Raw genomic sequence first — 12458 nt, forward strand, 5'->3', positions numbered from 1 at the left:
TTTCTGTCATGAGGCACAGTAGGGCCGTGCAGGCCTGCGTTTGCCTGTTGCTGCTGCTGACTGGCTTGTGCGCCAGCGGCGTTGCCCTGGGCCAGGATTTTGTCGTCGCCGTCGAGGAGTCGGACAACCATCCCTTTGAGTATGTGCAGGGGGATGGCAAGGCCCATGGTGGCTTTCATCTGGAAGAAATCGACCAGGTGGCCACACGGCTGGGCTGGCATGTGATTTACAAGCCCATGCCCTGGCAACGCGCCTTGCGCAGCTTGGAGCTGGGGCAGGTGGATGCGCTGAGTTATCTGGCCCGCACGGCGGAGCGTGAACGCTACGCGGTATTCCTGCCGGCAGCCATCCAGCACCGGCAATATGCCGGCCTGTTTGTCCGCCGCAACCAGCAGCAGCGCTTTCCCGACAGCCATGACCCCTGCCGTTACGCCGGGTTTCGCATGGCCGCGGCCAGCAATTATTTCTATGGGCAGACCGTGCAGGATGCCATGCAGAGGTGCTGGAAGATCGACATGAATGCCAGCTCCAAGGAAGAAGTATTTTCCAAGCTGCTGGCCGGGCGCATCGACATTGCCGTGGCTTATGGTACTTCACTGCAGTCGCTGGAAGTGGCCATGCCGGGCTTGTCCTCCCAGGTGGTGGCCCTGCGTCAGCCGCACTGGCTGATCGGTGATTTCTATCTTGGTTTTTCCCGCAAGGCCATGCCGTCCGGGCGGATAGACGCTTATGTGGATGCGTTGCGCCGTTACCGCCAGAGTGCTGCTTACCAGCAGCTGGTGCAGAAATACAATATGAAATCCTTTCTGCCCTGAACCTGCTTCAGGCTGTCCGGGCAGTTGCCGGGCGGGCTGGCAGTCGGCTGCGTGCGGTGTTTGATTCTGAATTTTTCCGGGGGATGCATGGTCAGGCTGGAGGATGTGCAGATTCTGCTGCAAACCGCGCAGCTGGGCAGCCTGTCTGCCGCTGCGCGCGCGCTGGATATCAGCCCGGCGGTGGCCAGTGCAGCACTCAAGCGTCTGGAGCAGGAACTGGGCTGTCGTCTGTTGGTGCGCTCCACCCGCAGCCTGCGGCTGACTGCTGACGGAGAGCGTTATCTGGCACATGCCACGGTGGCGCTGGAAGCCTTGCAAGCGGGAGCCCAGGCGCTGGCGGCGGGCAGGGAGGCGCTGCAAGGGTTGCTCAGCCTGTCCATGCCATCCGATATTGGCCGGCAACGGCTGCGCCCGTGGCTGGATGAGTTTCTGGCCGAGCACCCCGCCGTACGCTTGCAACTGCATATCAGTGACCGGCTGGCCGATTTGTACCGCATGCCGGTGGATCTGGCCTTGCGCTATGGCGTGCCGGAAGACTCCAGCCTGGTGGCGCTGCCCTTGCTGCCTGATAACCGCCGCGTGCTGTGTGCTGCACCGGACTACCTGGCCCGTCATGGCCATCCGCTCAAACCCGAAGACCTGTCTGCTCATGCCTGCCTGCGTTTCGTGCTGGGTGATGCCTTGCACGAGCGCTGGCGCTTTGGCCATCAGGGAGAGTGGGTCAGTGTCGCGGTGGATGGGCGGCTCAAGAGCGACGACGGAGAAATCGTGCGCCGTTGGGCACTGGCCGGGCTCGGTATTGCCTACAAGTCCAGACTGGATGTGATGGATGATCTGCGGGCCGGCACCTTGCAGGCCTTGCTGCCGGCATACCAGACCGAGCGGGCTCCCCTCTACCTGGTATGCCCGCACCGGATGATGCTGTCGCCGCTGGTGGTGCGCCTGCGCGAATTCCTGCAGCAGCGCCTGCAACACCATGTTGCGGCGCTGCCGTAAGGCCGCTTAGCCCTGGGTGCTGATCAGGCTGCCTACCGAAGATGCATACTGGTTGGTCTGGCTGTTTTGCAGGTTTTGCAGCAGTGCACTGAGGAAGGATTGCAGATTGGCCGAAGTACTGCTGCCGGAGGTGCTGGAGTCGCTGGCGCTGGTATTGCTGCTGCCTTGCACGCTGGAGAGCAGATTGTTGAAGTCGTTCTGCAGGGTGCTCAAGGTGCCGGAATTGCTGGACGTGCCACTGGATAGCTGCTGAATCAGGCTTTGCAACTGGCTTTCCGCATTGCCATAAGTGGAAGCGCTGGCCGTGCTGCTGTCACTGCTGCTATCGCTATTGCTGCTGGACTTCAACGCGGCAAACAGGTCGTGCATGAAAGTGTGCATGGCCTGTCTGGGGTTTTGCGTGCTGCTCGTGCTGCTGACGCTGTCGTCGTCCCCATCGTCATCCGGCGGTGGCGGCGGAGGGGCTTGCAGGCTGGCAAGTGCGCTATTGCTGTTGCTATTCGTGTTGCTGCTGCTGGCACTGCTGCTGGTTGGCGCTTGCAGGGTGATGCCCAGTTGGCTCAATGCCTGCTCCACGCTTTGCATGAAGGCGTCGTTACCGCTGCCACGGTGTTTGCCATGGTGACGGGTTTCGCCGGTGCCGGAGGTACTGCCGGAGGACTGGCTGCTGCTGAGTCCGTAAATGGAAGTGCTGCTGCTGATGCCCGAGATGCTCATGATGATGGCTCCTGATCCGAATGCGTGAGCGGTGCGCTGTCGCCAGTCATGCCCAATGGCTGCAGGCGGGCGCGATGCCGGGTAACAGGCAAGTTCCAGGCCAGTAAATAACGGTAAAGACGTAAATAAATGTTAGGAAATGTTAGCGAATGTGGGGGCGTGCGGAAAAGCGTCGGCATTCTGCTAAGGTTGCGCCTGATTGCGCTGTTTTCCTGGTGATGGTGGCGGAAATAATTGCCGCCACCGCCTGGGCAGCGTGCTGCAGATGTGACCGGAATCCATGGCTTACAGTGACTTGCCGGCGTTTTTGTCCGGCAGGCAGGCAATTTCTGCCGCTGCAAAGGGTGGTAGCCGCCGCAGATGAGAGAGGGACCCGGGCAGGGCAAGCAAGCGGCTACCGTCATGCATGATGCGCGCTTGTACTGTTAATAACGGTTAGCCCGGCGTAAAGCGCCATCAAGCGGTGTAAATGGCGGTAAAACTTCACCCGCGCCGTGTCGTGATGTGGATCATGTCTGCCGAAAGCCTCCGGGAGAGGGAGGCGACAGAATAATCAGGATGGAAAATGCGAATACTGCTGGTGGATGACGATATTGAGTTGGCCGACATGCTGGGTAGCTATCTGGAGCGTGAGGCGTGTGAGGTGCACAAGGTGAGCGATGGCACCAGTGCCGTGGTGCAGGCGCTGTCAGGGCAGTTTGACCTGATGGTGCTGGACGTGATGATGCCCGGCATCAGCGGAGTAGAGGTGTTGCGCCGGGTGCGCGAGCACAGCATGCTGCCCATCCTGATGCTCACCGCCCGTGGCGACGATACCGACCGGGTGCTGGGTCTGGAATTGGGCGCGGATGACTATGTCCCCAAGCCCTGCACGCCACGCGAACTGCTGGCCCGCATACGTGCCATCCTGCGCCGCATCGGCAATCAGGCACAGCCGGCGCACGAAATAGACATGCTGCGTGAAGGCCCCCTCACCATGTGGCCGGGCGAGCGCCGGGCGCAATGGGGTGACACCGTGCTGGAACTCACCAGCACCGAATACAGCTTGCTGGAGCTGCTGGTGCGCAATGCCGGTCAGCCGGTCGGCAAGGATATCCTGTCCAAGCAGGCCTTGGGACGGCCGCTGGCACGCTTCGACCGCAGTGTCGACGTGCACATGAGCAGCATTCGCCAGAAGCTGGCGCGGGTTGCGCCGGGCCGTATCTGCATCCAGACCGTGGTCCGCCGCGGTTACCAGTTCATCAAGGCCTGAGATGGGACGCTTGTTCTGGAAGTTGTTCCTCATACTATGGCTGGCGCAAATCTGCACCGTGGTCGGCGTGGGGGCGGTTTTCTGGTTCAAGCACCGCAGCGAAACGGCGGCGGCCATTGAACAGCATCACCCGATGGACGGGACAGTGCTGGACATGGCCGCCGCCTTGCTGCGTCATGAAGGCCCTGCCGGCTTGCGCCAGCAGCTGGAGGGCATGAAATCGCGTGGCCGTGATTATCTGTACATTCTGGATGATCAGGGGCATGAATTGCTGGGGCGCGCCGCGCCTGGGCCGGATCTGTTCAATCATCGTCCGGCAAGGGAAGTCAGCCTGGCCGATGGCACGCACTACCGGCTGGTGTTGTTGCCACCGGGGCCGCCGCCTGAAGGCCGTCCCGGCCAGCCACCTGGCATGCCGGGACGTCCACCGGAAGAGCCTGGTCCGGTGCCATTGGTGCCGATTTTCGCAGCCTTGCTGGCCAGTTTGCTGTTTGGTGCCATTCTGGCGCGTTATCTGTCCAAGCCGATTCACCTGATGAGTGAAGCGTTCCAGTCGGTGGCCAAGGGCGAGATGGATGTCAATCTGGCTGGCAAGATGGGGGGGCGGCGTGACGAGCTGGCCGATCTGGGGCGTGATTTTGACAGTCTGGCCAAGCGGCTCAAGCAGCTGATCATCGGTCAGCGTCGCCTGTTCCATGATGTTTCGCACGAATTGCGCTCGCCGCTGGCCAGGCTGAATGCCGCCATTGATCTGGCGCGCCAGCAGCCGGATCAGCTGGAAACATGGCTGGGGCGCATCGAGCGCGAATCCGGCCGCATGGATACCCTGGTGGGCGAGGTACTGGCATTGGCCAGGCTGGATGCAGAAGGGGCGCAGCATCCGCCGGAACGGTTGCCGCTCGACTTTGTGCTGGAAGAATTGATTCCGGATGCCGAGTTCGAGGCGCAGGCCAACGACTGCAGCATTCTGCTGCTGCAAAGCGATATGGCCGAGGTGATGATGCAGCCGGAGTTGCTGTCCCGTGCGCTGGAGAACGTCATCCGCAACGCCATTCACCATACGCGCAAGGGTAGCGCGGTGTCACTGGCGGTGAGACGAACGGAAACAGAGGTCACTATCGAGGTGAGTGACTGTGGTCCTGGTGTGCCGGAGCACGAACTGGAAACCATCTTCGAGCCTTTTTTCCGCAGCGAGCAAAACAGCCAGCCGGGAGGCTACGGCCTGGGCCTGGCCATGGCGCAACGTATCGTGCACTCCCATCAGGGCAGGATTCACGCCAGTAATCTGCCGCAGGGCGGGCTGTGTGTCAGCATCACCCTGCCGCTGGCAGTAGCGGACTGCTAGGCCCGCTAGCGCCGATCCGCACTTAGCCTTTGGAGCGCAGTCCGCCGGAGTTGCCCAGTTCACTGAGCAAGCGGCTGGTGGTCTGGCCGCTGAGGCGGAAGGGGTCCAGCACCGGGCTGGATGAATGCCGCAGCAACAAGGCGGCATTTTTCTTGTCCAGCGGTGCCTGTGCCATCGACCAGCAGGCAAATTCGCGCTGGTCGATTTCTTCGTAAGCCAGCAGGGTGACATCGTGATGGCGGTTGTCGCGGCAAATCTGCTGATAGAGCGCGTTCACTTCGGCGCGCCCACCCTCCAGAGCCTGTACGAACACACCGTCTCCGTAACACAGCACCCCGGTAATGCCGCGCTCGGTATTGTGCTGATGGGCGGCGTCCAGAATGTGTCGCACCAGTTCGCTGGTGATGGGGGTGGCACTGCGGCTGGCATAAATCAGGCGAACGAGCATGTCAGTTTCCTCTGTGCATCAGCGACAGGAATTCCCGGCGCAAGTTGGCGTCGCGCAGGAAGGAGCCGCGCATCACGCTGTTGGTCATCTTGGAGTTATTGTCCTTCACGCCACGCCAGTGCATGCAGAAGTGATCCGCCTCCATGACAATGGCCAGGCCATCCGGTTGCAGCTTGTCCATCAGCAGGTCAGCAATCTGCATCACGGCTTCTTCCTGGATTTGCGGACGGGTCATCACCCAGTCAATCAGGCGGGCGTATTTGGACAGACCGATCAGATTGGAGTGTTCGTTCGGCATCACCCCCACCCATACCCGGCCCATGATGGGGCACAGGTGATGCGAGCAGGCACTGCGCACGGTGATGGGGCCGACAATCATCAGCTCGTTGAGCTGTTCGATATTCGGGAATTCGGTATTGGGCGGGCTGGCCACATAGCGACCGCGAAACACTTCACGCACAAACATCTTGGCCACGCGACGGGCGGTGTCCTGGGTGTTGTGGTCGTTTACCGTGTCAATCACCAGGCTTTCCAGCACGCCCTGCATTTTCTCTGCCACTTCCTGTTGCAGCAGGTCCAGCTCATCGTCCTTGATGAAGTCGGCAATATTGTCGTTGGCGTGAAAGCGCACGCCGGCATTCTGCAAACGATAGCGTATGCGGGAAGAAACGCTGTCTGGGGTGTTGGCGTTGGAATCCGTTTTGCTCATGGTGGCTTTGGCCTTTATCTTAGATGGCTGGCACGGTCCCGCTACCGACTGTGGTCGTAGGATGGGCCCGGCACCAGCCGCTGTTAATCCGTGATGTATGTGGCAAACGGCGCAGGTTTGCTGCCGGTGATCTTCCTTGGTCATGCATGGTAATGCGCAGCAAGGGCAGGGAAAAGGAAAACCGGAATCAGCATAGTCAAATGGAGACGTAGACGTCACCTTTCAAGGCTTGCTGGCGGTTTTCTGTTGCCGGTACAGGCAAGGCTGGCCGGAAGCCTCCAGCACATCCTGGCAGGGCTGGCGCTTGCTCTTGATCTTCAGTGCGCGGCAGGCATAAGGAAAGCGGACATCATGGCTGATATGGTAGTGCTGGCAATCCAGGCAATGGACGCGTTTGCTTGCTGAATCTGCAGTCGGGGGCATGGCATGACCTGCACGTGGCATGTGTTGTACGGATTGTGCCCGCATGCCGTCTGAATGTGAATATTTGTTTTAAATGCTGCTGTCAGCTGTCATTTTTGGTATAAAGCTGGATTGTATCCTGCCTCGGCGGCGTCCCGTGCCACCAGGGCGGCAGATGTTGGCACACTAATCCATTTGATGACTATCGACCCCGCACTGGTGCTGGCACCGATCTTCCTGACCACCGAATTGCTGAGCATGGCGCTGTGCATGGCGTTTGCTTCGCTGCGGCGTAGCGGCCTGCCCGGGGTCTGGCAGTGGCTGGTGGCCAATTGTGCGGTTGTCATCTACCTGCCATTGCTGGGCTTGCGCGGCATGGTGCCGGACAGTATCTCCATTGTGCTGGCCAATGGCGTTCAGGCCTTGTCCCTGGCGATGTACTATGCGGGCTGCGCCTCTTTCCTGGGTCGGCCGCCGCGCTGGCGCCTGTTGCTTGGCGGGGCGATTCTGCAAGTGCTGGGCGTGACTTACTGGCGCTATGTCGATAACAGCCTGCCCATGCGGGTGATGGCCATTTCCATTTATGCCGCGCTGGTGTGCCTGGCAACAGCATGGTTGATGGTGTCGCATTATCGCGGTCACCGCCGCAGTGTCCATTATCGCTTGCTCACTGGCCTGTCCTGCCTGCTGGCGGTGACGCAGGTGGTGCGGGCGGTCTACTTTTACCAACTGCACCCGGAGCCAACCAGCATCATGCTGGCCAGTGGCTGGAACATCATCCTGCTGTGCCTGGGCGCCGCCATCATGCCGGCCTTGTCCATGGCGGCGGTGCTGATGCTGCACGAGTCCTTGCAGACGCAGGCCGAGGATGCGGCCAATCGTGATTTCATGACCGGTGCGCTGTCACGCAAGCATCTGTTTGCCACCGGTCAGCAATTGATCCTGCAGGCGGCGGCTAACCGCCGGCCACTGGTGTTGCTGCTGATCGACCTGGACCACTTCAAGAACATCAATGACACCTTTGGCCATGCTGCAGGTGACGAAGTGCTGTGTGCTTTTGCCGAGATGGTGCGCGGACACTTGCGCAGCCATGATGCACTGGGACGGCTGGGGGGAGAGGAGTTTGCCGTCCTGCTGCCGGATACCCCAATTGAAGCTGCCTGGCTGGTGGCAGAGCGGCTGCGTTTGCATGCCCAGCAGCGGCCGGTGAGCAGCCGTTTTGGTGAGTGTCGCTACAGCATCAGTATTGGCGTGGCTGCCTGGCTGGGTGGCGAAAGCTTCGATCAGCTATGTCGCCGGGCCGACCAGGCGCTTTATCAAGCCAAAAACACCGGCCGCAACCGGGTGCAAATCAGCCAGGGCGCTGTTTCAAACACGGCCCTGGCCTGACTTGGCTATCAATCGGCAGGCTTGAAGCTCAGGCAGACCGAGTTGATGCAGTAACGTTCACCGGTGGGTTCCGGTCCGTCAGGGAATACATGGCCCAGGTGGGCGTCGCAGCTGGCGCAACGTACTTCTACCCGGATCATGCCGTGCGAGGTGTCGCGCAGGCGCTTGATGCGTTCGCCGGCAGCTTCGGCCCAGAAACTGGGCCAGCCGCAGCCTGCATCAAACTTGGTATCCGAGTGAAACAGCAGGCTGCCACAGCAAATGCAATGGTAATCGCCGCGTTCGGTGCGCAGGTAATGTTCGCCGCTGAACGGGCGTTCGGTGCCGCCCTGACGGGCAACGCGGTATTGTTCCGGGCTGAGCCGGGCGCGCCAGTCGGCGTCGCTGATGGAGCTTGGCTTGTCCATGATCATTCCTCGGGTGGTTTTTGTATTGGTCGCGGCAGGTGGGGCAATCTGTCAGTGCCGCGCTTACAGCTCGTCCAGACTGCTGTCCAGATGGGACTGGTCTGCCCATTTTTCAATTTCCCACTCGCCGTCCCGATAGCGAATCCAGTTGAGTGCGGCATTCGGAATGGGAAAGTCGCGTGCTCCGCTCAGGCCCTTGCCGCTGGCGGTACGGTGCACCATTTCCAGCACGCCGCCATGGCTTACTACCAGAATCTGCTTTCCCGCATAGTGTTCCGCCAGTTGCTGCATGTATTGCATGATGCGCTGCTGAAAGCCGTGCAGGCTTTCACCACCTTGCAGGTCGAAGTGGACATCCCGCTCCTGATGCAGCCGGTAGACGTGGGGGATGTGCTGTCGTGCTTCTTCGAAAGTATGTCCCTGAAAAGCACCGTAATGCCGTTCTTTCAGCGCGGCATGGGTTTGCAATGGCAGGCCGAGCCGACGGCTGATGGCGCTGGCGGTCTGGCGGGCGCGGGTGAGTTCGCTGACATGCAGCGCACTGAATTCCAGCTGTTGCTGCGCCAGTGCGTGGGCCAGCTGTTCGGCCTGCTGCAGGCCGCGGGCATTGAGCGGGATATCCAGATGGCCTTGCAGGCGGCGCTCGCGGTTCCAGTCGGTTTCACCGTGGCGGATCAGGCAAAAGCGGGTGGTGGGCATGTGGGTGTCCGGATGGTTGAGCGGGGGTGGAAATTACAGAATGCCGACACCGGAGATTTCGCGTGCCAGGTTGGCGGCGTAGTTGTCGGTCATGCCGCCAACAAAATCCAGTACTTTCATATAGGCCTGATACAGGCTGTCCTCTGGCTTGATGTGTTGCTCCAGCAGCCCCATGGCCAGATGCTGGCGCGGTGTCAGCTGTTCTGCACCACGGGTGATATAGGCATGTACCGCTGGCACCAGCACATCCAGAATGGTGGCGACGCAGGGGTAGGACGCCAGTTCGGTCACCAGCTTGGTGCGGTGGCGGTACACCTTGTTGCTGGCCAGCTCCTTGGCCTGAATCAGCGCTTCCTGCACCTCGGCATCTGTCAGGTTGATCAGGTCCTTGGCCGGGAATTCCCCGGCCAGCAATGCGTTGTGGTGCAGCATGAATTTTTGCGCCACTTCGGCCACGCAGCGGCCAATGGCAATACCGCGCAAGGTGGCGCATTTCTGCTTCACGTCGTGCAGGTTCCACACCTTTTCGTATTCGGTAAAGCGGGCGAACAGGCCTTCGAATTCCCGTACATCCAGAATGCCGATTTCGACTGCATCTTCCAGGTCAAGAATGGCATAGCAAATGTCATCGGCCGCTTCCATCAGGTAAGACAGCGGATGGCGGCTCCATTCCAGCTCGCCTTTGCGCGGTAATTGCAACTCGGTGGCAATGCGCTCGAAGTAGGGCAGTTCGGTGCGGTAGATATTGAACTTGTCGCGCGCAAGCGCCTTGGGTGCATCTGATGTCCACGGATACTTGATCAGCGCCCCCAGTGCCGCGGCAGTCAGGCGCATACCGCCTTCGTGGCTGTACATCTCCAGTGTGGCCAGCATGCGCAGGCCGTGGGCATTACCTTCGTAGGTTTGTACATCGCGCAGCTGGGCGGCATCCAGCGTGGTGAGAAAATGCGCGTTGCGCGCATCGCGGAACCAGTCGCGCAGCGCATCTTCGCCGGTATGGCCAAACGGCGGGTTGCCGATGTCGTGCGCCAGGCAAGCTACCTGCACCACCGCGCCAATATCAAAGGGGCTGTAGCCTGCAGGCATGACGCCGGCGTGCTGCATCATCACCCCCACCCGGTTACCCAGGCTGCGGCCCACGCTGGCCACTTCCACGCTGTGCGTCAGCCGGTTGTGGGTGTGGTCGTTCTGCGCCAGTGGGTGGACCTGGGTTTTGCGTCCCAGGCGGCGGAAGGCACTGGAAAACACTACCCGGTCATGGTCGATGTGAAAGTCGCTGCGCAGGCCGGCGCTGCCTTCATCGGTAGCCGGGGTACGGGTGGGTTTGATTTCCCCTTGTACCACCTTGAAGCGCTGGGTGGAGAGCAGGGCAGTCCATTGTTGTTGCTGGTGCTGTGTCATGGCGGGCCGTGGCAGGTTGGATTTAGCGATGATATGGGCTTTGCCGCCCGGGGAAAAGCAGCTTGCCGCTCAGGGCCGTGCATACAGGCGGATCAACTGGCCGTGGCGGTCTTCGGTAATGTAGAGTGCGCCGTCGGCCCCGGCGCGGATTTCAACCGGGCCGCCGGGGCCTTTGCTGTCTTTCCAGTTGCCGATCAGTTCCAGACCCTGGCCGGTGGGCAGGCCCTGGCGGTCGGTCGGGTAGGCCATCAGGCGGTGGCCATGCTGGCGATAGCCATGAAAGCCGACAATCAGCCAGCCGGCAAAACGTGGCGTGGCCTTGGGCTCCAGCCACCAGGTCAGTCCCAATGGTGCGGCATGTGCGGGTAACAGGCGGTAGGGGGGAGTGGTTTGACTACAGTCGTAGGCGGGAAACTCCGGTGCCGCCACCTGTTTGTCGTAGCAAAAGGGCCAGCCATAGTGCTTGCCGGCTTGCAGCAGATTCAGCTCGTCGTGTGGCAGTTCATTGTCGTTGGGCAACTGCAGTTTCAGCTGGATGGCGTCGCGGCTGTTTTCTGCCTGCAGCACCATGCCACTGCGCGGATGCACCCCCAGTGCCATGCTGTTGCGCAGGCCACGGGCAAATACGCCCAGATCGCTGATCTTGCCATTGTCATCGATGTGATAGCGCCACACCACGCCGGCCCGGTCCTGCGCACTCTCCGGGCAGCGTCCGCTTGCCTGTTCGGCTGGCGATGCGGTTTCGCAATTGTCGGATGAGCTGCCGATATTGACGTAGAGATCGCCATTGCCGGCCAGGGCAAAGGTAGTGAGCGGATGACGCTGGCGCGCAGGCAGGCTGATGACGGTTTCGCGTTGTTGTGGCGCTGCCAGGTCAAAGCGGATAATGCGTCCCACTTCTCCCACGTAAATCTTGCCATCCGGTCCTTGCACCACGCCGTGCGGACGGTCCAGTCCTTTTAGCAGCACAGTCTGCTGCCAGCTGCCGTTCCTGGCTTCCAGTTGCAGCAGCCGGCCTTGCGGGGCATCCCAGCGTGTCATTTCGGTCAGCAGCAGCTTGCCGTCCGGCAGGATGGCAAGTCCACGCGGCATTTTCAGGCCGCTGGCAATGATTTCGGCGCACAGGCCGGGCAGGACGTGCATGCCGGGTGGTGCAGCCTGAGGGCAGCGTTCGGCAGCTTGCGTCGACAGGGGGCGCATCAGGCAGGCAAGGATAAGCAGGTGACGGACATGCATGCGTTTTCTCCGGGGCGCAACGGCACAGGCCGGATGCTGCCAGCAACAATAGCAAGAGCCTGCTGCAAAGTCGCCCTTGCCGTGCGATCAGCTCAGGGGTGTGGGGACTTGATCCCATAAAATCTGCTTGCGATGATTGTCTATGTAAATGATAATGATTGTCATTAACAAAATGGCGAGGTGATGTCATGCTGTGGGCAATCATTCAGCTATGCGGAGTGGGGGTAATGGTGTTGACGCGGTTTGCGTACCGGCCATTGCTGCGGCGTAGCAGTCACCTGCTGGTGGGGCAGTGCATCCTGCGCTGGCCAGTTCTGCTTGGCATGGTGATCCTGCCCTTGCTGGCCTCGTTCCCGGGCTGGCCACACCGGTTTTCGCTGGCCCTGTCACCACTGGCCGGGCCGGTGGGCTGCCTGATGCTGGCGTATGCATGCTGGCTGTTCTGGCGTAGTCAGCTTGATGTGCTGTCGGGTAATGCACAGCGCAAGCCATGGCCGGGCGGGGTTTATCAGCGTATTCGCCATCCGCTGTATGCGGCCTTGTGGCTGGCGGCGCTGGCCCAGTTCCTGCTGGTGCAGGATGGCTTGGCGGGCAGTGGTGGTGTGCTTGCCCTGCTGTTCAGCTATGGGCGCAGTGTAAGGC

General features: G+C 60.9%; 14 protein-coding genes. 6 read left to right on the forward strand and 8 right to left on the reverse strand.

Going from position 1 to position 12458, the window contains the following annotated elements; translation table 11 throughout:
- Positions 1 to 8: 8 nt before the first annotated feature.
- Both JHD62_RS15590 and JHD62_RS15595 read left to right on the forward strand, forming a co-directional pair.
- Positions 9 to 815 (forward strand): ABC transporter substrate-binding protein, encoded by an 807-nt coding sequence (locus JHD62_RS15590; protein ID WP_199103694.1) that lies wholly within the window; start codon positions 9 to 11, stop codon positions 813 to 815.
- 87 nt (positions 816 to 902) lie between these two features.
- A complete protein-coding gene (locus JHD62_RS15595; RefSeq protein WP_199103695.1) occupies positions 903 to 1811 on the forward strand; it encodes a LysR family transcriptional regulator in 909 nt (302 codons plus the stop codon).
- 6 nt (positions 1812 to 1817) lie between these two features.
- On the opposite strand, the gene JHD62_RS15600 is transcribed toward JHD62_RS15595, so the two are convergent.
- On the reverse strand, positions 1818 to 2528 hold the full coding sequence (locus JHD62_RS15600) for a hypothetical protein (RefSeq protein ID WP_199103696.1): 711 nt from the start codon (positions 2526 to 2528) through the stop codon (positions 1818 to 1820).
- 565 nt (positions 2529 to 3093) lie between these two features.
- On the opposite strand from JHD62_RS15600, the gene JHD62_RS15605 reads away from it, so the two are divergent.
- A complete protein-coding gene (locus tag JHD62_RS15605; RefSeq protein ID WP_045845086.1) occupies positions 3094 to 3780 on the forward strand; it encodes a response regulator transcription factor in 687 nt (228 codons plus the stop codon).
- 1 nt (position 3781) lies between these two features.
- On the forward strand, positions 3782 to 5125 hold the full coding sequence (locus JHD62_RS15610) for an ATP-binding protein (RefSeq protein WP_199103697.1): 1344 nt from the start codon (positions 3782 to 3784) through the stop codon (positions 5123 to 5125).
- A gap of 22 nt (positions 5126 to 5147) precedes the next feature.
- On the opposite strand, the gene JHD62_RS15615 is transcribed toward JHD62_RS15610, so the two are convergent.
- The 3 genes from JHD62_RS15615 to JHD62_RS15625 form a co-directional block, all read right to left on the reverse strand.
- Positions 5148 to 5573, reverse strand: a complete 426-nt coding sequence (locus tag JHD62_RS15615; RefSeq protein ID WP_199103698.1) for a BLUF domain-containing protein — start codon at positions 5571 to 5573, stop codon at positions 5148 to 5150.
- 1 nt (position 5574) lies between these two features.
- The gene (folE, locus tag JHD62_RS15620; protein ID WP_045845083.1) at positions 5575 to 6282 is read right to left on the reverse strand and encodes a GTP cyclohydrolase I; all 708 of its coding nucleotides are present in this window, start codon (positions 6280 to 6282) and stop codon (positions 5575 to 5577) included.
- Positions 6283 to 6504: 222 nt separating this feature from the next.
- The gene (locus tag JHD62_RS15625; protein ID WP_045845315.1) at positions 6505 to 6705 is read right to left on the reverse strand and encodes a hypothetical protein; all 201 of its coding nucleotides are present in this window, start codon (positions 6703 to 6705) and stop codon (positions 6505 to 6507) included.
- Between the two features lie 177 nt (positions 6706 to 6882).
- On the opposite strand from JHD62_RS15625, the gene JHD62_RS15630 reads away from it, so the two are divergent.
- Positions 6883 to 8073 carry a GGDEF domain-containing protein gene (locus JHD62_RS15630; protein ID WP_199103699.1) on the forward strand — a complete coding sequence of 397 codons (1191 nt, stop codon included), beginning with the start codon at positions 6883 to 6885 and terminating at the stop codon, positions 8071 to 8073.
- Positions 8074 to 8081: 8 nt separating this feature from the next.
- Here JHD62_RS15630 and msrB read toward each other — a convergent pair whose 3' ends face one another.
- The 4 genes from msrB to JHD62_RS15650 form a co-directional block, all read right to left on the reverse strand.
- Positions 8082 to 8480, reverse strand: a complete 399-nt coding sequence (gene msrB, locus JHD62_RS15635) for a peptide-methionine (R)-S-oxide reductase MsrB (protein WP_045845314.1) — start codon at positions 8478 to 8480, stop codon at positions 8082 to 8084.
- 63 nt (positions 8481 to 8543) lie between these two features.
- Complete coding sequence (locus JHD62_RS15640; protein ID WP_062785903.1) at positions 8544 to 9179, reverse strand: histidine phosphatase family protein; 636 nt, start codon at positions 9177 to 9179, stop codon at positions 8544 to 8546.
- A gap of 33 nt (positions 9180 to 9212) precedes the next feature.
- The gene (locus tag JHD62_RS15645; RefSeq protein WP_199103700.1) at positions 9213 to 10580 is read right to left on the reverse strand and encodes a deoxyguanosinetriphosphate triphosphohydrolase; all 1368 of its coding nucleotides are present in this window, start codon (positions 10578 to 10580) and stop codon (positions 9213 to 9215) included.
- A 69-nt stretch (positions 10581 to 10649) separates the two neighbouring features.
- Positions 10650 to 11816: a sorbosone dehydrogenase family protein gene (locus tag JHD62_RS15650; protein WP_199103701.1), complete on the reverse strand. Its 1167-nt coding sequence runs from the start codon at positions 11814 to 11816 to the stop codon at positions 10650 to 10652.
- 188 nt (positions 11817 to 12004) lie between these two features.
- Between JHD62_RS15650 and JHD62_RS15655 the strand changes: the two genes are divergently transcribed.
- A partial coding sequence (locus JHD62_RS15655) for a hypothetical protein (protein WP_199103702.1) occupies positions 12005 to 12458 on the forward strand: 454 nt, incomplete at its 3' end.

This window comes from Aquitalea sp. ASV11 (assembly GCF_016429185.1).
GTDB lineage: Bacteria > Pseudomonadota > Gammaproteobacteria > Burkholderiales > Chromobacteriaceae > Aquitalea > Aquitalea pelogenes.